At 66.0% G+C, this 21736-nt stretch carries 16 protein-coding genes and 1 tRNA gene; 9 read left to right on the top strand and 8 right to left on the bottom strand.

All coding sequences use genetic code 11. From position 1 onward, the window contains the following. Nucleotides 1-39: 39 nt before the first annotated feature. The 5 genes from AC0Z35_RS18255 to AC0Z35_RS18275 are packed head-to-tail and all read right to left on the bottom strand — an operon-like array spanning nt 40 to nt 8001. Nucleotides 40-2358: a DUF2235 domain-containing protein gene (locus tag AC0Z35_RS18255; RefSeq protein ID WP_485132169.1), complete on the bottom strand. Its 2319-nt coding sequence runs from the start codon at nt 2356-2358 to the stop codon at nt 40-42. After that, nucleotides 2351-3130, bottom strand: a complete 780-nt coding sequence (locus tag AC0Z35_RS18260; protein ID WP_485132168.1) for a DUF3304 domain-containing protein — start codon at nt 3128-3130, stop codon at nt 2351-2353. Before AC0Z35_RS18260 ends, AC0Z35_RS18255 begins: the two co-directional genes overlap by 8 nt. Next, nucleotides 3123-4115 carry a DUF4123 domain-containing protein gene (locus AC0Z35_RS18265; RefSeq protein WP_485132167.1) on the bottom strand — a complete coding sequence of 331 codons (993 nt, stop codon included), beginning with the start codon at nt 4113-4115 and terminating at the stop codon, nt 3123-3125. The genes AC0Z35_RS18260 and AC0Z35_RS18265 overlap by 8 nt, the downstream gene beginning before the upstream one ends. Before the next feature lie 5 nt (nt 4116-4120). Beyond that, nucleotides 4121-7054, bottom strand: a complete 2934-nt coding sequence (locus AC0Z35_RS18270; RefSeq protein ID WP_485132166.1) for a type VI secretion system Vgr family protein — start codon at nt 7052-7054, stop codon at nt 4121-4123. A gap of 59 nt (nt 7055-7113) precedes the next feature. Beyond that, nucleotides 7114-8001, bottom strand: coding sequence for a hypothetical protein (locus AC0Z35_RS18275; RefSeq protein WP_485132165.1), 888 nt, complete (start codon nt 7999-8001; stop codon nt 7114-7116). Nucleotides 8002-8227: 226 nt separating this feature from the next. Between AC0Z35_RS18275 and AC0Z35_RS18280 the strand changes: the two genes are divergently transcribed. The 5 genes from AC0Z35_RS18280 to AC0Z35_RS18300 all read left to right on the top strand — a co-directional run bounded on the left by AC0Z35_RS18280 (nt 8228) and on the right by AC0Z35_RS18300 (nt 16202). After that, nucleotides 8228-9079, top strand: coding sequence for a M15 family metallopeptidase (locus AC0Z35_RS18280; protein ID WP_370512753.1), 852 nt, complete (start codon nt 8228-8230; stop codon nt 9077-9079). Nucleotides 9080-9148: 69 nt separating this feature from the next. Continuing rightward, a complete protein-coding gene (locus AC0Z35_RS18285; RefSeq protein ID WP_485132164.1) occupies nt 9149-10573 on the top strand; it encodes a hypothetical protein in 1425 nt (474 codons plus the stop codon). A 65-nt stretch (nt 10574-10638) separates the two neighbouring features. Then, entirely contained in the window at nt 10639-14424 is a 3786-nt protein-coding gene (tssM, locus tag AC0Z35_RS18290) for a type VI secretion system membrane subunit TssM (RefSeq protein WP_485132163.1), read from the top strand. Continuing rightward, nucleotides 14421-15404 carry a type VI secretion system-associated protein TagF gene (tagF, locus tag AC0Z35_RS18295; protein ID WP_485132162.1) on the top strand — a complete coding sequence of 328 codons (984 nt, stop codon included), beginning with the start codon at nt 14421-14423 and terminating at the stop codon, nt 15402-15404. Before tssM ends, tagF begins: the two co-directional genes overlap by 4 nt. A 3-nt stretch (nt 15405-15407) precedes the next feature. After that, nucleotides 15408-16202, top strand: coding sequence for an OmpA family protein (locus tag AC0Z35_RS18300; protein WP_046804221.1), 795 nt, complete (start codon nt 15408-15410; stop codon nt 16200-16202). 118 nt (nt 16203-16320) lie between these two features. Here AC0Z35_RS18300 and tssA read toward each other — a convergent pair whose 3' ends face one another. Further along, a complete protein-coding gene (gene tssA, locus AC0Z35_RS18305; protein ID WP_219991710.1) occupies nt 16321-17448 on the bottom strand; it encodes a type VI secretion system protein TssA in 1128 nt (375 codons plus the stop codon). Nucleotides 17449-17634: 186 nt separating this feature from the next. Between tssA and AC0Z35_RS18310 the strand changes: the two genes are divergently transcribed. Next, nucleotides 17635-17889 (top strand): hypothetical protein, encoded by a 255-nt coding sequence (locus AC0Z35_RS18310; RefSeq protein WP_104143413.1) that lies wholly within the window; start codon nt 17635-17637, stop codon nt 17887-17889. A gap of 16 nt (nt 17890-17905) precedes the next feature. Then, nucleotides 17906-18175: a PAAR domain-containing protein gene (locus AC0Z35_RS18315; protein WP_046804224.1), complete on the top strand. Its 270-nt coding sequence runs from the start codon at nt 17906-17908 to the stop codon at nt 18173-18175. A gap of 148 nt (nt 18176-18323) precedes the next feature. On the opposite strand, the gene AC0Z35_RS18320 is transcribed toward AC0Z35_RS18315, so the two are convergent. Together AC0Z35_RS18320 and AC0Z35_RS18325 are read right to left on the bottom strand one after the other, a co-directional pair. After that, nucleotides 18324-18399: transfer RNA gene (locus tag AC0Z35_RS18320), tRNA-Lys, on the bottom strand. A gap of 162 nt (nt 18400-18561) precedes the next feature. After that, nucleotides 18562-19308, bottom strand: coding sequence for an SDR family NAD(P)-dependent oxidoreductase (locus tag AC0Z35_RS18325; RefSeq protein ID WP_485132161.1), 747 nt, complete (start codon nt 19306-19308; stop codon nt 18562-18564). A gap of 114 nt (nt 19309-19422) precedes the next feature. On the opposite strand from AC0Z35_RS18325, the gene AC0Z35_RS18330 reads away from it, so the two are divergent. Both AC0Z35_RS18330 and AC0Z35_RS18335 read left to right on the top strand, forming a co-directional pair. Then, nucleotides 19423-20067, top strand: a complete 645-nt coding sequence (locus AC0Z35_RS18330) for a TetR/AcrR family transcriptional regulator (protein WP_046804226.1) — start codon at nt 19423-19425, stop codon at nt 20065-20067. 11 nt (nt 20068-20078) lie between these two features. Beyond that, complete coding sequence (locus AC0Z35_RS18335; RefSeq protein WP_219991708.1) at nt 20079-21674, top strand: sensor domain-containing diguanylate cyclase; 1596 nt, start codon at nt 20079-20081, stop codon at nt 21672-21674. Nucleotides 21675-21736 lie beyond the last annotated feature (62 nt).

The raw sequence follows: 21736 nt of genomic DNA on the forward strand, positions 1-21736 counted from the left end.
CGGCATCGAAGGCGCCACGCACGTCCTTCATTCGTCGCGTCACGGCCGCGCCGGTGTCATCTGTTGAATGTTCTGCTCTGCCCGGGCAGCCTGGGCCTCGACCTTTTCCGCGTTGCGCATGTCCTTGGCTCGCTGCGCCATTTCGGCCTTGGCGTCGGTCTTGGCGAATACATCCTTGTCGCGGACGCGGAAGTACATCGTGGTGCTTGCCAACAGGTGATCGGGCCAACTGCTCAACATGGCGTCGTGCACCAGCCAGTCGAACAAGGTCATGACCTTCGGGGGCAGCTGCGTTTTGCCGTCGCGCGCCTCGCGCCAGGCGGTCAGCAGGCGTTGCTGAACCGCGCGCTCGGCCTTGATGTCGGCCAGGGGGTCGGCGGCCTTTTCCGGCGTGCCGCCGCCGCGCTTGATCAGTTCATTGCGCATGTTCTCGCGGTCGCGCATGTCCTTGTCCATCAACTCCATCGTGCGCAACACCTGCGGGCTATTGCGCTCCAGGTCCGCGCGGCGCTGCGCGGTATCGGCATCCTGCTGTTCCGCGTGCTCCAGGCTCTTGTACTCCTCTTCCAGGCGTTCCCACAGCGGCTTGAATCGTTGCGGAGGCAATTCGCCACGGCTTGCCGAGGCGCGTTCCCAACGCTCATTCTTAAGCGCCTCCAGCTCGCGCAGGCGGGCCGTATTCTCGGGCTTGTTGCGTTCCTCGGCGGGCAATGCCGACACGCGCCGCAGTTCTTGGTTGTATTCCTGTTCCGGCGTGAAGTAGTCCCGGTCCTTGATCCACGCCTCGGCCGGGTCCGACAGCTCGGCGCGGAACGTGGGGTCCTGGTAACGCACGGCCAGCCAGCGCAGGAATGCCTCCATATGCGGCATGAAGTCGATGCCCGGCTCGTACTTGACGACCTCGCGATACGCTTTGACCAGATCCAGAATCTGGCTCTTCGTACTGCCATCCACAATCGGTTCGGATAGCGAAAACTGCAAATAGGTATCGGGCTTCAGGTCGGCCAGCCTTTCCATGCTATGAAAGGCCGCGCCGTGCGACAGGGCCTGGTTCATCATGTCGCGCAGCGCCACGCGCGACAGCTCGACCCGCGCATTCAGCGACCCGGGCGGACTGACGCCCGTCACGTCGCCACTGGACCCGGGATACAGATACTGCAGGCCGCGCGTCTTTTCCAGGCTGTCCATGCGCTGATTGCGGCGCAGCTCATGCGCGCCCGCGAAATGCACGCACGCCTGCACGGCGGCCGGCACCGTCAACGTCCTGTCCTTGTGCGTCTGCTTGATAAGGTCAGTGACGGGCAAAAAGCCCAGGAACGTGTTTTCGTCCATGATGGACGCGACCGAATCCAGCAAGCCCATGAAGCGGATCTGGATATCGGCATCTGACTTGTTCTTCGTTCGGTCGCCAATCACCGCCAGGTCGGCATCGTGACGGCGGCGGTACTTCTTGACCAGGTCATTGACGAACTGGCGCGCGACCACACCGCCGCGGTCCGCGCCGAACACGGTGATTTCAATGCGGCGCACATTCTGCCCTTCGCTCACGGCGTCATAGGCGGCCTTGAACTGGCGCAATGCCGAGTCCACGCGCACGTCGACGCCCGTGCCCATCAGGTAGGCCACCGTTTCCTGATCGCGGATGATCGGCACCGTTTCCATCATGGTTGACTTGGCGGCTTCCTTGCCGGCCGTCCACGCGACCTTCAGGGGATTTTTCTTGAAGCCGGCCCAGAAGCCTCGAATGGTGGCGCGCGCACGGTTCACCACGCGCTCGGGGTCCCACGCATTCCAGATCCGGACCGCCTTTTCGGGCAACGTCCGCACATCTTTCACGACGTCCTTGTATGCCTTGACCATGGGCTGATAGGAGGACTCACGCAGCGACTTCTTCACCGCCGCCGTCAGACGCCCGCTGAGCTTATGGTTGGGAATCTCGTCCGTGCGCAAGACATTGCCGACGTTGGCCGATACTGCCTTTTGCGCGTTGCTCGCCGCTTTCATGCCCGCCTTCGCGGCGGCATAAATCATGTCGTCGTTTTCCGCATCGGCATTCAGATCCGTGCCCAGACCCGAGTAATAAAACCGAAACCAGTGGTGCTTTTCAGGGCGGCCGGGATCGCTCTGGACATAGTGCGCTTCCCACAAGCGGCAGATGTTCGAATAGTACGTGGGGTGCTTCGCATCTTCGTCGCGGCTACGGCCGAAGCCGTCAAAAAAGAACCCCATCCGCAGGACCGCACCGCATTCATTGCAGTCGTCCTTGGGGTACGCCGCCTCGTTCTGGGCCATTGCCTTCAGCACCGATGCTGGCGTACGGTTCTCCGGCGGCAAGTCACTGGATTGCGCGTCAGACATGCTTATCTCCCGCCGGGGTGCCCATGGCTTTGATCTGCTCCAGCTTTGCCGGCGGCAACGCCGCGACGTCCCGGGCGAAATCGCCCGGCGCGCGTCCCGGCTTGTCCAGGATCGCCTTCACCTGTGGATCCGAATCGAAGTTCGACGCCACCGTGAAGTACAGCAGCATGTACTGGCGCAGGTCTTGCTTGTCTTCGATACGGTATTTTTTCCATGCCGGCTGCAACGCCTTCGCGGTCGCGCGCAGCAGTTCGGCGTCACTGCGGTAAGCGCCAAGCGCTGCGCGATGCTCGCGCCATAGCCAGTCCACGGTATCGACAATGGGAATCCGCGTCTGGCCCAGGAGCTTGCGGCTTAGCGCCAGCTCCATGTGTTCGTCGGGGTAGATGTGCAGCTCCAGATACAGCGGACCCTCGCCCGCCGGGATCTCGGCGGCCGGAAATTTGATGGCGCCCTGCCGATCGAAATAGAGCGAGTCGGCCTTGCCATCGTGCAAATGCTTGCGCAGCAGCTCGGCGTCGACGCCGCGCCAGTCCACGGTGAAATCGGTGCCCTTGAGCGTGAAGCAGCAGGTAACCGAGCCCTCGCCGCCGCCCGGGCTGACCTGCATCGTCGACGCCACGCCTTCGCCCTTGTCCTTGACGCTGATGCCGCGGATATTCCACGGCGTGTAGTTATAGGCGATGAAACTGACGCCTTGGTAGACCGGCTCGCTATTGCAACCCGCCAGCATGCCCAGCCACAACAGCGCGGCGATCAATCCCTTACGCATTCATCTCTCCTGAAGGCCCATCCTGACCGGCCCAATGCAAGGCCTGCACCTCGTCCCACACCGCGTCCGGCACGCCCGCCAGCGCCTTTGCCAGCGCGCCGTCGTCACCGGGCTGATACCCCTGCAAGCCCGCACGAATCAGCGGATGCTCATCAAAGCGCGGGGATATCGATACGCCCCACGCCACATAGTCGAACATGTCCTTGTCGCCCGCCACGCCGTGTGCGCGCGCGCGTTCCAACTGCACTTGCACTTGCGGCACCAGCGCGTCCTGATCCGGGTCGCCCGGCAGCAGACCGGGATACAAGCGGCGTAGTTGCACCGCGAGTTTGTCGGGGTAGTCCAGGTCGAACAGCATCTGGTGCTGCTCGGGCGTAAAGCGTTGGATGCCGTCGGGCGCCTCTGTGGGCAGCCTGCCGGTGCCCGACAGCTCGGCCTGCGAGCCATCGCGCAACGCGTAGCGCAAGGTGATCAGCGGCGAGGCGAAGCGGGTGCGTTGTTCGGCGGTCCAGACTTGCAGGGCGCGCGCCAGGATGCGCGTGTCGTACCAGTGCAGGAAGAACTCGGTATCGTCGGGCAAGGCGTAGTCGCAAAACCGTCCGAAATGCGCGATCAGCTTTTCCAGGGGCACGGCGGAGGCGAAGCTCATCATTGCGTAGCGGCCGCCGCTGCGTTCGTGCAGGGCGTTCAACACGCGCACGAGCGGCGTACTGAAATCGGGCCGGCGTGGCCCGCGCAGCACGCCTTGCGATGCGCCGTCCACTTCGATCAGCAGTGGCGCCACGTCGCCATAAATGTCCAGCCCGGTTTGCGCCCAGATCGAGCCAAAACTCAGGTCTTCGGTGGCACTGATGCGTGCCAGCAGATCCGGGTGTCCCCGAAAATCCACGATCACATACGCGCGCGCGGCTTCGCCATACGGCCCGCGGTGATGCGGCAATTGCGCAAAGGTGGAAAGCAGCGCCTGCTGCCAGGAATAAGCCATCGCCGTCACGCCTTTTCGGTAATGGATTGCACGCTGTCCTGGGCGTCCAGCACGCAGCTTTTGCATACCGTGAACTGCGGAAAGGGATACGGCATCTGGGTGGGGCCGGCGAACTGTTTGTTGCCGGTCTTGACGTCGATACGGCCGGGCGCGGTGACGGTGATATTGCCGCCTTCGATGACGATGCTGGCACCCGCCGCGTTGGCAATGCGGATGCGCTTGGGCGATGCGTATTCGATGCCGGCGTTGGCGCTGACCATGCGCAGGTCCTGCTGCGCCTGCACGGTCAGCACGTCATGCTGCGACATCACGTCGACTTCGCCCGTGCCGGCGATCAGATCCAGGCCGGATTCGGCGCCGCCCTTCTGCACGCCGGCCACGATGCCCAGCGCCTGGCCGGTATGCACGCGCAGCGAGCCGATGACGGCCAGGTTGTGGTCCAGCCCCGATGACCAGTGCACCAGTTCGCCGGCCGATATCTGCACGTTGCGTCCGGCCGCTTGCGTGAGCCCCGCGCGGCCCGCCATCAGCACCAGCGGGTCCGTCAGGTGCGGGACCTTGCCGTCGACCACTTCCGTATGCTTGGCAGAGGCATCGCCCGCCGCGCCGCTGATCGCCTGGCCGTCCACGGTGCCGGAGACGGCGCGCGTCATCGCGGCCAGGGGCGCGCGTTCACCGTCCAGTCGGCTGGCGCCTGCTGACGTGGTGCCGCGTGCCGAAGCCAGGCGCACGCCCTGATGCGCGCCGATCACGCCGTCAAACGACTGCGCCATGATGTCGGCCTGCCCGGCCAGCGCCAGGGGCGCCGCCGCGTCGCCTGCCGGTTCGCCGCCGCCGGCCGTGTAGGTGGTCAGCAACACGCCCGCGCCGCCCCGCAGCGCGCCAAACGCATCGGTGCGCAATTCCGCGCCCACGCCGCGCACGTTGCCGCGATAGTTGCCAGCCTGGTGGATCAGATGGCCCAGGTTCAGTTCGCTGGCCGACTGCGTGGACTTGATCTGCATGCGCAGCTGGCCGTCGCTGTCGTCGAAGACGATCTGGTTGTAGCCGTCGCCGCCAAATTCCTTGCTCTTGAAGCCGCTTAACGCGGCCGCATTGCGATGCTGTTCGTCGCCTGCCGCCGCGCCGTGCCAGGCGGGTGCATTGCCGCTGGCCAGGTTGGCCTGCGCGCTCGGCTTGCCGTCGAGGGCGGCCGCGTACACCTCGGTGTTCATGGGTTCGCCGGCCTTGCCGCCTGGCGTAGCCGGTATGCCGCCTTCGCCGCGCCCGTTGTAGAGCGCACCGACGACCAGGGGCTGGTCGATGTCTTCGTCCAGGAAGCGCACCAGCACTTCCTGCCCGATACGCGGCACGAAGCTCATGCCCATGCCCGCGCCCGCCTGGCGCTGCGCCACGCGTGCCCAACGGCTTTTCGCCAGGCCCTGGCCGTCGGTCTGCCAGTGAAAGCGCACGCGCACGTCGCCCCGCGCGTTGCGGTGGATTTCGTCTTCGCCGCTGGCCTCGGTGGCCCCTTCGGCGTTGGTGACAATCGCCGTGTGCACGCCCACGGCCGACGGCGCGCCGGCCAATCGGGCACCGCGCGCGGCGGCCGGCAAGGCGCGCCAGGGGCGGTCGCAACGCACCGCGCAAAAGCGGTTGGCGTAGCCCACTTCATGCGCCCGCGCCAGCACGGCGGCGTCAGGCCGGCCGACGCCGATCAATGCGTCGTCTGGCGGGTAGGCGGAATCGTCGTCGGCCGGGTCGTCGTGATTGGCACGCTGAATGTCTGCGTCGCTATTCAACGCGGCGTCTTCGTCGTCGTCAAAGCACAGGAAGTCGTCCAGCGCGCCCATCTGGCCGGACAAGTTGGCGTCGGCCTGGCCCGGCAGGTTGTTGACGCCGACGTGTTCAATACGGTCCAACGCGAACACGGGTTCGAAGCCGGCCTCGCCCTTGGGCCCTAACGGCGACATGTCTTGCAGCGTGAAGCGTGTGCCCGACCGGAACGTGCGCACGTTGCCACGTCCGATGAACGTTTCGGCGCGAGCCTGCGCGGCCTGCATCAACAGCGTGGCCTGAAACTGCGCGTGCGCCTGGTTCAACAAGCCGCCGTGGCCCAGGGGTTCAAACCATTCCAGCCCGGCGGTTGCGTCGTCGGACCCGCTGGCCGGGCCGGCCAGGGCCTGGCCCGTGATGGCGTGCTTGCCGCTGTCGTGCCAGCCTAGAACGGTGACGCGTTCCACCGCGCGCCGCTGCCTGCGCGCCAGGGCCTGCACGCCGTCGCGCGTCTCGGTGGCATGCGCGCGTTGAAAGCGCACGCCGCCGCCCGAGGACTCTTCGTCTTCGGGCAACGTGCGGCTGTCGGCAAAGATCAGCACGGCATGGCGCGAAGGCGCCGCCTTGTCCTCGACGGTGGTCCAGCCCAGGCCGGATTCCGCCAGCAGGCGCGACAGAAAGGCGTAGTCGGTTTCGCGATACTGCGTGGTGTAAGGCCGCGTGGGCAGGTCGGCAAGGTGGCGCTCGACGTCGTCGGCAAGCTTGTAGGTGTAGCCCTCGTAGCTGTCCAGCACATGCCGCACGATTTCCAGCACGGGCTGGTTTTCATAGATGCGGCTGGCGCGCCGCTGCGTGGCCAGCCATAGCCAGGGCGCCAGCGTGATGCGATAGCGCGCCTTGCCCGCGTTGCCACCCAGCATCTCGGCGGCACGCACGACGCCGCTGCGGCCAATCTCGCTGCCGTCGGCGCGCGTGGCCCACAGCGTGGCGGGCCGCGACACCATGTCGTTAAGATCCAGCGAAGCGTCGTCGGCCAGCGCAACGATGCGCGCTTCGCTCAAGTCCGACAGGCCTTCACGCGCCACCCAGCCTTCCACTTGCAGGGACGCGATCGCGCCCTCGCCATCCAGGCGATACAGCCGGGATGGGGCGCTGGCACCGCCGTTGCTTGCGTTCACAGCCATGGAGCAAAAACCTCGCGGGGGGACAGGGGCGATAAAAGCCGGAGTGGGGCGTTGCGCATTCAGGGTTCGACGTTGGCTTGCGGCGTCGGGCATTCAGCGGCCGTGCCCCATTGGCCGGCGCACACGCGCAGGCGGCATTGTTCGCCTTCAAAGAAACTGAGCTTGCGGCATTCCTTCAAGCGTTCGGACAACGGCGAGCCCGGCATCTCGCGCATGAAAATGCCATCGGTTTTATAGACGCGCGTGCCGGGCGGAGACGCGGGCGGCAGGCCGTAATTCATCAGTGCGGACAACAGCGCCGCGTCGGTGTCGGAGGGCTGTGCGGCCTTGCGCGGCGTGGCGGCGGGCTTAACGGCGCGCGGCGCATTGCCATGCGGGACCACGGCTTCGCGCGCGCGTTGTTCCGCCGCCTGGCGCGTGGGACCGGGCGCGGTCGCGGCAGGGGCGGCGGTGGCCGGCGGCGTCATCGCCAGCACGGACAGCGGGTTGGTCGGTTCGCGCGATGGTTCCGGTTCACCACGGCCCACATCCGCATCGCGCGCGGGCGGCGATTCATCGATGATGGCGGCTACCGCGGGCGGCTTGTCGGACGCCTCTTGCGTCGCGTTGGCCTGCGGCGCGCGCGTGGCGGCGGGCGGGGCGCCCGATGCCGCTGGCGACGCGGGCCGATTCGCCTGCGAAGCATCCGCGCTCAATCCCGTAGCACCCGGCGCCTGGGCCTGCATCGCGCCCGTGGGGTCCTCGTGGATGAACCACGTGATGCCACCGGCCAACAGCGCCAGCAGCAACGCCAGCGCCACCCAGCGCCGCGCGCGCGGGTCGCGCCGCGCGGCCAGGTGTTTGACCTCGGCTTCAGGCGCGCGCCCTTCCAGCGCCGCCAGTATTCGTGTGGACTCGGCCTCGCCTCGCGCGGCTGTGGAACCGCTGAGCAGACTCGGCGCGGTCATCGTAGGGCGAGCTTCTTTTTCGTCTTCTGCCATGCGGGTTCCCGTGTCAGCAGGAGGCGTGTGCAGCCCCCCTGTAACCAAGCCCGTCGAGAATACCCGAACACCTCATTTGGAACATCGATTCTTGTTACGATTTCTAAGGGTCCGACGCGGTTTGCAACGCCGGATCGCTTGCCTCCCACGCGAATAGAACAAAAGATGACGCCTTCCGCATGAGGGACCGATCTTGTTACTGCTACTGCCCCTGTATTTTTTGCTGGCGGTGGGCGTTTCCGCTCTCCTGTTTTTCCCTGCACTGCGCCAAGGCGCGGTGCGGGGTTTGCGCGCGTGCGCACAGGGCGTGGCGCGCGGCGCAACGCGTGGCGCAAGCCAGGCGGGCGGTGCGGTGGGTGGCACGGCCGGGGCCTTGCACAGCGGGGTGAAAACGTCGGCGGGATGGGTGGCGCGGCATCGCTGGCAAGTGGCAATCGGCCTTGCAATTGTGTTGCTGCCGTCACTTTTTGCTTTCGTCATGCGACACAATCACACATTCATTTACAGCCCTCAGATGACGGGCCCGGACCGCCGGATTCAGGCCTTGCTGGAAGGCGAAAGGCTGGCCCCCCCGGCCCCCTTGCCGCCCGACGCGTTCACCACGCGTGAGGTGGAATTGGTGCGGCCGAAGCTGGGGGGCGCAAGCCGCAATTGGGACCTGCTGGATGCGGATTTCCGCCAGCGTCTGCTGTTGGCTTATCGCATCATGCGCGAGCAGCACGGCTACGAAATGGCGCTGATCGAGGGCTATCGCAGCCCGCAGCGCCAGGAAGAATTGGCGGGCATGGGCACGCACGTGACCAACGCGGGTGCGTTCCAGAGCTATCACCAATATGGCCTGGCCGCCGACAGCGCGTTCTATCGCGACGGCAAGATCGTCATTTCGGAAAAAGACCCGTGGGCCATGCGTGGCTACGAGCTGTTCGGCCAGACCGCCGAGCTGGTTGGCCTGACCTGGGGCGGCCGCTGGAAGATGATGGACTTCGGTCACGTAGAGCTGCGTCGGCCCGGCGCCATGCAGCGCGCGGGAGACACGGCGAAATGAACGCGACGCATTGCAAGGCGCGCGCCGGCGCCCCGATAACAACAACTTCATTCCTCTGACCGGGCGCACATGGCACGTTTGCTGAAAAAAGGCTTGCTGGTTCTGGCGCTGTTCGCGGTGGTGTGGCTGGCCGTCATCATCTGGTGGCAAGAGTCGCGCACGCTGCCGACCGGCGTGGACATCGGGCTGTATCTGTTTGCGCTGCCGCTGGCGCTGTTGGGCGCGCTGTGGCTGGGCGCGCGCATCGTGCGCGCGGCGCGTGCGCCCAAGCCGCAACCGGTGGCGTCAGCGCCCGCTGCCGAGGCGGCGCCGGCGGCTCGGGCCGAACTGCGCGTCGTTGCGGTCGCGGCGCGCGCGGGGGCCGGGCCGGACGCAGCATCGATTGCCGAGGCGTTGATCGAACAACGGCGCCCCGAGCTGGATCCCGAACTAAAGACCTTGCAGGGCTTTCCCGTCTTCGCGGCGCGCGTGCCGCAGTTGGACGACGTTGAGCTGTACGCCGCCGCACGCGAGCGCGGCGCGCCCGCCGACGCGTTGGCCACGGCGGGTCTGCGCGCAACGGCCTTGCTGGTCGATGTCGCGACCACATTGACCGACCAAGCGCATCGCCGCGTCACCGAACTGGATGTGCCGGCGCGCAACGAAGACTGGCCGTTGCTGCGCTTTGACCTCCTGCTGCCCGCAAGCTGGTCGCAGCCCGCGCGTGAGCGCGCGCGCGCCGAAGTGCTGGCGGCAGCGGGCGTCTGGCCCGATAGCCGCGTCAGCGTCACGGAACACATCGCGCATGACGTGATGGCCACCGAGACACTGCTGCGTGAATTGGCGTCGCTGCCCGTCGACACCAAGGCCGCGCCAACGTGGCGCATCGTGCTGGCCGGTGACGGCTACATCGATCAGGATCAGGTGGCGCAATGGGACGCGGACGCCACGCTGCTGACGCACGCCAATCCGCACGGCCGCGTGCCGGGCGAGGCCGCAGCCGGCTTGTTATTGAACCTGGTGGATACCCAGGCGGGTGTGGCCGACGCAGGGCCGACCGCATCGAACGCGGCTGCGACGGCCCCCTCCTTTACATCCACCGACCTGCGCGTCGCCCTGTCACCCATGATCCAACGCCAGAAGCCCGCGGATGCACGGGGCGCGTTGCCTGAGCCCGCGCTGGCCGAACTGGCGCGCGACCTGTTGCAGCGCGCGGCCGTTGCGCCAGACACCGTCGTGCACGTGGTCAGCGACGCCGATCATCGCGGCAGCCGTCCGTTGGAAGCCCTGGGCGTGACGTCGCAATTGTTTGAACACCTGGATGCCAGCAAGGACTGCCACGCGGTGGGCGTGGCCTGTGGCCACACCGGCGTGGCCGCCTCGTTGCTGACCTTGGCCATCGCCGGTGAAGCCTGTATGCAGGCCGAACACCCGGTGCTGACCCTTACCCTGCAAGACCCCGCATTGCGCTGCGCGTCCCTGGTCTATCGACCGGCCGCCGGCACTACCGCCTGACTCGGAAAATAACAGCGAAAACCATGCGTAGCCCCTCAGGATTCCTATCTTCTCTTTCCAGTTCCATGAGCGATATTCGCTACTGGGGCGCGCGCGTGTTCGCCAACCCGCGCACCTTCATGGTGATCGGGTTGATCGCGCTGATCGTCTTCCTGTTCCTGTTCGCGGACACCATGCAGATCGGGTTGATATGGGCCGGCACGGCGCTGGGCGTATTGCTGTTGCTGTGGCTGTGCGTGCAGCTGTGGCGGCGCCGCCGCACGCGGCGCGCCAACCAGCAGCTGGGCGACATGCTGGAGCAACAGGTGCAAACGGGCGCCGTGTCCAGCCCCGCCGCCAACCGCAACGACATCGATGCCTTGCGCCAACGGCTGACGCAGGCGGTGCGCACGATCAAGACGTCAAAGATCGGCCAGACGTCGGGTAACGAAGCCCTGTACGAACTGCCCTGGTACATCGTCATCGGCAACCCGGCGGCCGGCAAGAGCAGCGCGGTCATCAACTCGGGCCTGCAATTTCCGTTTGCGGACAAGAACGGCGCGGCCGTGCGCGGCGTGGGCGGCACGCGCAACTGCGATTGGTTCTTCACCACGGAAGGCATCCTGCTGGACACGGCGGGCCGCTATTCGGTGCACGAAGAAGACCGCAACGAATGGATGAGTTTTCTGGACCTGCTCAAGCGCCATCGCCCGAAGGCGCCGATCAACGGCATCATCGTGGCGGCCAGCATCAGCGAGCTGACAGATTCCGGCCCGGAATTTGCCATCAACCTGGCCAAGAACCTGCGCCAGCGCGTGCAGGAACTGACCGACCGGCTGGAGGTGTTTGCGCCGGTGTATGTGATTTTCACGAAGGCGGATCTGATCGCTGGCTTCTCGGAGTTTTTTGCGGATGCCGACCCGCGCGAGCGCGACCGCGTGTGGGGCGCCACGCTGCCGTATGGCGCGGACGAAAGCCGCGACGTGCTGACGCAATTCGACGAGCGTTTTGACGAGCTGTATGAAGGCCTGAAGGAAATGGGCACGGCGCAGATTTCGCTGCGACGCAGCGGCGCCCTGCCCCCGGGCCTGCTGACTTTTCCGCCGGAATTCGCGGCGATCAAACCCGCGCTGCGCACGTTTCTGTCGACCTTGTTCGAGACCAATCCGTTCCAGTACAAGCCGGTGTTTCGCGGCTTTTACTTCACCAGCGCCCTGCAGGAAGGCGCCTCGCGCAGCACCTCCACGGAAAAGCTGGCCGAGCGCTTCAGCCTGCGCCCATCCACGCGCGGCGCGGCGCCCAACACGGCATCGCACAACGGCCTGTTCCTGCGCGACCTGTTTTCCAACGTGATCTTTGCCGACAAGAAGCTGGTGCGCCAACACGCCAGCCCGAACAAAGTCCGCATGCGTTACCTGACCTTCTTCGGCCTGGTGCTGGCGCTGGGCCTGGTGCTGGGCGGCTGGAGCTGGTCGTACCTGGGCAACCGCCAGTTGGCCACCAACGTGCAGGCGGATCTGGACAAGGTGGTGCGCCTGCAAAGCGAACGCACCGATCTGCAAAGCCGTCTGGAAGCGATGGAGATCCTGCAAGACCGCATCGAACAGCTGGACCGCTATTCGTCCAGCCGCCCCCTGTCGTTGGGCCTGGGGCTGTACCAGGGCGATGTGCTGCGCGAACGCCTGCTGGCCGAGTACTACAACGGCCTGCGCCAGTTCATGCTGGTGCCGGTGAAGGCCAGCCTGGAAGAGTATCTGGGCCGAGTGGATACGTCGAAGGCCGCGGCATCCGGCGCGACGGCCACGCCGGTGTCCACCCAGGCGTCTGCCCAGGCACAGGGACAGCCGGCGCGCGCCAATGCCGGCGACACCTTGTTCCAGGACGCCTCGCCCACCAACGTGGACGACGCGTACAACGCGCTCAAGACGTACCTGATGATGGCCAACCGCGAGCACGTGGACCCGACCCACCTGTCGGATCAGATCACGCGCTTTTGGCGCGGCTGGCTGGAAACCAATCGCGGCGCCATGCCGCGCGACCAGTTGATCCGCAGCGCGGAGCGGCTGATTTCGTTTTACGTGGCGCGCGCCGCCGATGCCGATTGGCCGCAGATCGAGACCAATCTGGCGTTGGTGGAACGCACGCGCGGCAATCTGCGCAGCGTGATGCAGGGCATGCCGGCGCGCGAACGCGCCTATTCCACGCTGAAGGCGCGTGCCGCCACGCGCTTCCCGGCAATGACCGTGGCGCGCATCATGGGCGAAGCCGACGCCGCCGTGGTGGCGGGCAGCTACGCCGTGCCCGGCACCTTCACCCGCGAAGCCTGGGAGCAATACATCGAGCCCGCCATCGGCGAGGCCGCGCGGCGCGAAGTGCAGACCAGCGACTGGGTGCTGGGCGTGAACGCGCGCGACGATCTCACGCTGGAAGGCAGCCCGGAACAAATCCAGAAAAGCCTGGCCACGATGTACAAGACCGAGTACGCGCAGGAATGGCAGAAGATGCTGCGCGGGGTCACGATCAAACCGTTCAACAGTTTTGAGCAAGCGGTGCACGGCATGAACCGCCTGGGCGATCCGCAGAATTCGCCGCTGGTCAAACTGATCAACACCACCTACGAGCAAACGTCGTGGGACAACCCGTCGCTGATCAACACCGGCATTTCGCAGGCGCAGACGGGTGTGGTGGCGTGGTTCAAGCGCGTGATCCTGCGCCAGGGCCAGCCCAAGCCCGCGCAGACGGCGGCCAACGGCGAACAGATTCCGATGGGGCCGGTGGGCCGCGAGTTCTCGGACGTGGCCCGATTGGTGGTCACGCGCGACAACCAGTCGCTGATGGGCAACTACATGACGGCGCTGTCGAAGATCCGCACGCGCTTTAACCTGATCAACAACCAGGGCGACCCGGGTCCCGGCGCCTTGCTGCTGATGCGCCAGACGCTGGAAGGCAAGGACTCGGAGCTTGCCGATGCGCTGAAGCTGGTTGATGAACAGATGCTGGCCGGCCTGACGCCCGCGCAACGCGAGACGCTGCGCCCGCTGCTGGTACGCCCGCTGATCCAGGGCTATGCCGTGGCCATGCAACCGGCCCAGACCGAGCTGAACAAGGTGTGGAACGCGCAGGTCTATCAGCCCTTCAGCCAGGGCCTGGCCGACAAGTATCCGTTCTCGACCAAGGCCGGCATCGAGGCCAGCGGCGAAGAAATCGGCCAGGTGTTCGGCCCGCAAGGCAGCATCGCCAAGTACGTGAACGACACGCTGGGGCCGCTGACCGTGCGGCGCGGCGACATCCTCACGGCGCGTACCTGGGGCGACATGGGCATAGATTTGCAGCCCTCGTTCACTGCCAACTTTGCACAGTGGGTGGCCCCGCTGGCGGGCGGGGCGGCAGGCTCGGGCGCGGCGTCGCAGCCGCAGACGCTGTTCCAGATCCAACCCAAGCCGGCGGGCGGCGTCACGGAATACACCATCGAGATCGACGGCCAGCAACTGCGCTATCGCAACACGCCGCCGCAGTGGGTCAACTTCGTGTGGCCCAATGCGCAGGGCGCACCGGGCGCGCGCATCACGGCCACCGCGTTTGACGGCACCGTGGTCGAGGTCATCAACGAGCCCGGCCGCTTTGGCCTGGAACGCCTGATCTCCGGGTCGCAGCGCAAGCCCAACCCCGACGGCAGCTTCGACATGAGCTGGACCAAGTCGAACATCACCGTGCCGGTCAAGCTGCGCATCATCAGCAACGCGCAAGCCGCCAGCGCGGGCGGCACCGAACCCGGCAGCCAAGGGCTGCGCAACCTGCGCCTTCCCGCCTCGGTGGTGGGCGCGTCCTCTCAACCTCCCGTCGCCCCGACGCCTGCCGGAGCGCAGCAATGAGCCATCCGCAGTCCCCCATGTTCCGTACGGCCTACTTCGGCAAAATCCCGTCTCGCGGTGATTTCGTGAAGAACACCTCGCACCCCCAGCTGATGTCGACGCTGGATGCGTGGGTGGCGAACACCATGGAGATCCTGGCGCAAGACCCGCACTGGAAGACGCTGTACGACGAGGCGCAGCCCGTGCCCTTCGCGGTCTTGGGCTCGCGCGGCAAGCTGGCCATTGCCGGCCACCTGCAACCCAGCCGCGACCAGTCAGGGCGGCGCTTTCCGTTCATCAGCGCGACGTCGGTAGAGGTAGCGCGTCCGCTGGATTTCATCGCGCGCAGCCCGCTGGCGTTCAGCCGCATGTGGAACCGCATGGGCGCGGCCGCCGCGCAGCTGATGCAGGACGGCGACCCCGCCCTCGCGCTGCAAACGCTGAACGACCTGGAAGGCGAGATCCGCACGGCGGCCGACGACGGCTTCGATGCGTTCATCGACCTGCAAACGATCGAGCGCGTAGAGGCCATGCTGCGCAACAACGGCCACGCGGCCAGCATGCACGACATCGTGCTGGCGCTGGGCATCCTGCTTGCACCCGTGATGTCCAGCGGCTCGTCGCAGCTGGACACGGGGCTGGCGTTGCCGCTGCCGGACGACCCGCTCTACATCAACCTGGTGGCCACGTATTGGATGACGCTGATCGCGCCCTTCCTGACGCGCGCCGACTTTGAAATCGCCATGTTCATCGGCAGGGTGGCGGGCAAGCATCGGCTGGTGGTGGGCTTTCGGGGCGCATCGCCGCAGACGCTGGCCAGCCTGTTGTCCACGCCGCAGACCTTGTCGCAGCACTACATCGTGCTGGAGGGCGCGCCGTGGGTGCGCGACCATGTCAGCGCCAGCCACGGGCTGGCCAAGCTGTCGAGCTATCTGGATCAACCGCGGCTTTCCTTGCGCCAGGCGCTGGAAACGTTCCGCGAAGTTTTCATCGGAGCCTAGCGCATGCGCACGCTTATTCTTGCCCTGGCCGCCACGCTGTCGTGCGCGGCCCATGCCCAGGATGCCGCAACGGTGGTGCCGGCCAACGTCATCCCCCAACCCGGCCAGGTGGTGGCCAGCGGCGCGGTGCCCGACGAGGCCACCAAGGCCGACGTGCTGGCGCGTTTGCAGAAGGTCTATGGCGTGGGGAACGTGATTGATCGCATCGACGTGGGCGGCGTGGTCGCGCCGGCGAACTGGTCGCAACACGTCAGCAAGCTGCTGGACACCCCGCTCAAGCAGATCAACCGGGGTCAGCTGGAGATCGACGGCACGCAGATCCGCTTGCGCGGCGAGGTCGACAACGAAGCGTCGCGGCAACAGATCGCCAGCACCTTCGCCACGTCGCTGAACCCCACGTACAAGATCGTCAACGGCCTGCGCGTATCGGCTGGCAAGGACGAACAGGATGTGCTGGACAACCTGCTGAGCAACCGCGTCGTGGAATTCGAAACGGGCAGCACGCGGTTGACGGCACGCGGCCGCGAGTTGCTGGACCGCGTGGCGGATGCGGTGCCCAAGCTGCGCGCCGACAAGATCCAGATCATCGGCCACACCGACAGTTCAGGCAGCCGCAGCACCAACCTGGCGCTGAGCCAGGCGCGCGCGGATGCGGTGCGGGATTATCTGGTGGACAAGGGCTTGCCGGTGTCGCGCTTCGAGGCGATGGGCGCGGGCCCGGATCAACCGGTCGCGACCAACGCCACGGCCGAGGGGCGGGCCAAGAACCGACGCATCGAATTCCGCGCGGCGCGATAAGGCTGGCGGTTGGCCCGACGCCTGTTGCCCGACGCCTGTTGCCCGACGTCTGTTGCCTGAAGTCTGTTGCCCGACGTCTGTTGCCTGACATCGGCGGCCAGACCTCGGCCGCCACACATCAGCCGTTCTCGCCGGCCTTCTTGATGCCCAGCAGTTCTTCCAGGCCCGACAGGGTCTCGTCGTTCTTGACCACCGTGCGCAGCCACAGGTGCAGCGACATCTCGCCCCAGCTGGCCGCTTTGTCGGCCAGATAGGCTACCGGGCTGTGCGGCTCGGTGCGGCGGAAGAAATCAGCCACCTCGCGCAGCTGCGCCAACGCCTGCTCGCGCGTCTGGATCGGACCACGCACGGCGGGCGTCGCGGGGATGCCGACCGGCGCACCGGCGGCAGGGAAGGAATCGTCGGCGGGCAAGGTCGGCTCCACACGGGTGGGAACGGCGGGCGCCAAGGGCGGCTGTGGCAAGGTCGGCGCCATATCGGCGCGCACCAGCAAACCAGCGTCGCGCGCAAAGCGGTGGACCAATTCGGTCACGTTGCGCAGCGCCTCGCGCACCCTCGAAAACGCCGGGCTTTCGTCGCCCAGGCGCTCGTCCAGCGTGCGTTCCAGCTGCGCCAACGCCTGCGCGCAACCTTCCAGCTGGCCGTCCAATTCAGAATAGAACGACGGCGGCGTATCCCGCCGCGCCGCATCAAAGCGGTCTAGCGTGAGCTTGCCCCGGGTCAGCTCGTTGGCGTTGTCCGGCGTGCGCTTGACGGCGTTAGCCAACTGGCTGGCGGCCTCCCAGAGCACCGCGCCATAACGCGCGCCGTCCGCCTGCGTCAGCGGAATCTCACCAATCAGTTGCTGCGACCGCGACAGCAGCCACGCCAGGTTGCCCACGCGTTGCTGCACGTCGCCATCCTCGGGCACGGGGTGCAGGCCATCCCAATAGTTCTGACACAGGCCGTCGATCAACAGATAACCGTCGCGCAAGCCCGCAAAGCCGCGCGTCTTGGCCCACGCTTCCGCCAGCCACGACGCAATGCGTATGTCCTTGCTACGGTTGCGCAGCGCCTCGGAACAGATGCGCGCCACTTCCGGCCAGTCGGCCTCTTTCAAATCAATGATCCAGTCGCCTTGGTCCAGCTGCGGATCATCGTGCCGACGCGCTTCGCGTATGGCGTCGAATTCGGGCGAGAACACCAGGTCCACGCCGCAGGGCGCATCGCCGGGTATTGGAAGCAACAAGGCGTTGATGTCGGTCATAGTTCTGGAAGGCGGTAGCGGGGCTGGCGGCGTCAGGGCCCAAAGGCGAAGACAACGCTGCCAGCGGCGGGATTGGCGGAAATGATCCCACATTCGCTTACGCATAACGTTCAAAGATGACACGTCCTATTACAAGGCGCATCACGATGCATCGTTATGATTTCGGCTCCTACCCAAGGAGCGTCCATGACGACGAAATCCATCCGCATGTTGCCCGACGGGCACTTCATTGCCGGCACCCCGCGCCGAGCGCCCGACGGCACCTATGTCGGCGGCGAAGGCCCCATCACCCGCGCCCCCGACGGCACGTACGTGGCAGGCACCCCGCAACGCGCGCCGGACGGCAGCTACAAAGGCGGCGGCGGCCCCGTGCGCATGGCGCCCGACGGCACGTTCGTGGTCGGCCCTGCCCGGCGCGCGCCGGACGGCACGTATCTGTAAACAGATATCTCGCGCCATGTCCCAACGCCCCGTCATCCGCAAAGGCGACAAGACGTCGCACGGCGGCGTCGTCGTGACCGGCGATGAAACCGTCATCATCTTCGGCCAGCCCATGGCCCGCGTCGGCGACCGCGTCACCTGCCCCAAATGTGGCGACACGCACACCATCGTCGAAGGCGTGCACAACGTCAGCTCCGACCGCATGACCGCGCTGGAAGGCATGCGCACGTCCTGCGGCGCGACGCTGATCGCGAGCCAGAGTTTTTATCAGTTGGAGTTCGGGTGAGGCGTGCAATGCAATGACGGGCCGGGGGTAGGTATCCCTGTCCCGTCGGAATCGCGCAAAGCAAAAGGCCGGAAAGCAAAAAGCCCACCGCATGCGGTGGGCTTTTTTTGCCTGGTGCACCAAGTTTCCCGGGTACGACCAAAAATTCTGGTGGGCTGTGAGTGGCTCGAACACTCGACCTACGGATTAAGAGTCCGCTGCTCTACCAACTGAGCTAACAGCCCTGCAATGCACGCATTTCGATTCGTTTTCAACCGCGCGGCTATCTGTTGATGGCCTTGCTGCTGACTGCGTTTCGCTATGTGTGTAGTGCGAAGAAGCAAGATTATATGTAGGTTTTTTTGTTTGTGCAAGTCGGGTGCGAAAAAACTTTCACACCCGCTGCGTCAGGCTGCGTAGCCGCCGTCCACCGACAGGCTGGCGCCCGTGATGTAACGCCCTTCCGGGCCGGCCAGGAAGGCCACCATGCCCGCGATGTCGCGCGGTTCGCCATAGTGCGGCAGCGACAGCACGGCGACGAGGTCGGCCGCGTGGTCGCCGTTCGCCGGGTTCATGTCGGTGTCGATCGGGCCGGGGTGCACGACGTTGACGGTGATGCCGCGTGCGCCCAGGTCGCGGGCCAGGCCTTGGCTGAGCCCGATCAGCGCGGTCTTGCTGGCCGCGTACAGCGCCACGCCGGGGCGGCCGGCGCGTTGGGACAGGCAACTGCCGATGTTGATGATGCGGCCGCCGTCCGGCATGGATGCCTGCGCGGTGCGGATGGCCACGAACGGAGCGCGCACGTTGATGTTCATCGTGCGTTCGTATTCCTCAAGGCTGGTGTCGCCGATGACGCCGGTGACGAAAATGCCCGCGTTGTTGACCAGCACGTCCACCGGTCCAAGCAGCTTGATCGCTTCTTCCACGGCCTGCCTGACGGCCAGCGCATCTTCCGCATCGGCCTGGATGGCGCGCACCCGGCGTGCGTCGGTGGTCAATTCCGTTGCCAGTGCCTTGGCTGCGTCAGCCGAGGAAGGGCTGACGTAGGTGAAGGCGACGTGCGCGCCCTCGGCGGCCAGCCGGCGCACGATGGCCGCGCCGATGCCACGACTGCCGCCTGTCACGAATGCGACCTTTCCGTTCAAGTTGCCCATGTTTCATCCTTATTTGTAGTGATCGATACAAATATCATCGCCGCGAAATATTTGCGGCGTCAACAAATTTTTTATCGATCAACACAAAATAGGCGTCGCAGGTAAAATCCCGCCATGGCAGAACGTGGGCGCCCCCGGAGCTTTGACCGGGCCCAGGCCTTGCAAAAGGCAATGGAAGTTTTCTGGTCGAAGGGATATGAAGCAGCATCGCTGTCCGAACTCACGGAAGCGATGGGCATTAACTCGCCCAGCCTTTATGGCGCGTTCGGCTCCAAGGAAGACCTGTTTCGTGAAGCCGTCGAGCTATACCGTGAGACCGCCGGCGGGGGATCGCGGCGCGCATTGCAAGACGGCGCAACTGCGCGTGAAGGCGTTCAAGCCATGCTGATGGCCGCAGCCGAACGCTTCACCGCGCCGGGCACGCCGCCCGGCTGCATGATCGTATTGGGCGCGCCGTCCGGCAGCGTCAACCACGCCAGCGTTGGCGAATTCCTGTGCGATAGCCGGCGAGAGATGCAGGCCCGGATTCAGGCCCGCCTTGCCGCCGGCGTTGCCGACGGCGAACTGCCTGCCGGCACCGACGTGAAAGCGCTGGCGGCGTTCTACACGACCGTGTTGCACGGCATGTCGATCCAGGCGCGCGACGGCGCCAGCCGCAAGACTTTGCAGTCAGTGGCTCGGCAAGCCATGTGCGCTTGGGACGCCCTGACGGGCAGCCGGCCGCCTTCAGGCGTGCCTCCGGGCCACGCCCGTTCCTGACGGCCGCGACCATGTTCCGCATCGACCTTCGGCGCCTTATCCTTTGGATCTGCCTGCTGTCGGTCGTTTTGGTGCTGGCCGGCGGATTGCACGCCAGCTACCTGGTGCAGCGCGACCTGCTGCTGCACAACGCGCTTGAGGTCAACCGCGTCTACGCGTCCAAGCTTGCCGTCACCACCGACCTGTTCCTGGCGGACGTGCGGCGTTATCTGGCGTATAGCGCCGACGTGCTGACCGACATGGAAGCGCGCCCCGGCTTGATGGTCGAAGAAACGCGGCGCCAGCAAGCGCAGATGGGGCAGTTCAATTCCACCGTCGTGGTCTCGCCGACGGGCAAGGTCATTGCGGCATCGTCGGCGTATCCGCAACTGCTGGGCCAGCAACTGACCAGCGAGCCGTCGCGCAATGCCATCCGCACGCAGCAGCCGAATATCAGCGAACCCTATCAGGCCAGCAACAACCGCTGGCTGATTCTGTATTCGCATCCGATTTTCTCGCGTGATTACCGGTACCTGGGGTACATCGCCGGCACGCTGTATCTGCACGAGGACAACGCGCTGGATCGCCTGCTGGACAAGCATTTCTATCGCGATGATTCCTTCGTGTACGTGATGGATCGCAACGGCACGCTGATCTATCACCCGGATCGCAGCCTGCTGGGCCACAAGGCGCCGGACATCGACGCATTGGCGGCGGCGCGGCGGGGTGAAACGGGTGAAATGCGGTTTACCGATCAGCAAGGCCGCGACATGCTTGCGGGTTACGCCCCCGTGCCCAGCACCGGCTGGAGCATCGTCGCGCAGCGGCCGGTCGCGGGCACCCTGCAACCCTTGAGCGACCTGCTCATGGCCACCGCGCGCAATACCCTGCCCTTGCTGCTGTTGTCGATCATCACGATCTGGGTACTGTCGGGCTGGATTGCCCGGCCGCTGGGCGAACTGGCGGGCATCGCCAAGCGCATGGAAGACCCGGATTCCGCCGACCGCATCCGCGACGTGCGGTCGTGGTATTTCGAGGCGGCGCAGCTCAAGCGCGCGCTCATCATCGGCTTGGCGTCGATCCATCACAAGATTCGCGACCTGCGCCGTGAAAGCACCACCGACACGTTGACGGGGCTGCTGAACCGGCGCGGCCTGGACGAGGCCATGGCGCTCTTGCAAGCGGGCGAATCGCCCGTGGCGCTGCTGGCCATCGACATCGACCACTTCAAGACCATCAATGACCGCTATGGGCACACGGCGGGCGACCGGGCCTTGCAGGCGTTGGCGGCCGTCATGGGCGAAGGCTCGCGGGTGGGCGACACCCTGGCGCGCGCGGGTGGCGAAGAATTCGTGGTGCTGATGCCGGGCGCCTCGCTGCATTCCGCGGCGGCTGCCGCCGAACGGCTGCGGCAGCAGATCGCCTCGCGGCAGCCGCCGGATTCCATCGGGTCGCCGCTGACGGTGTCGGTGGGCGTGGCGCGCTATCCCGAACACGGCGCCACGCTGGAAGCGGTCTACCGGCGGGCGGACAAGGCGCTTTATTACGCGAAGAACAACGGCCGCAACGCCGTGTGCGTGGCGGATGACGCCGAACCGGAAGGTGCCCGGCGCGTGTCGCCGAAGTAGCGATGCCGCAGGTGGCGGCGCGGCGGCGGCGCGGAGGCACGGCGGCCCTTTAACCGAGGGCC

Source organism: Achromobacter sp. 1L-A-4-B-C2, assembly GCF_057291955.1.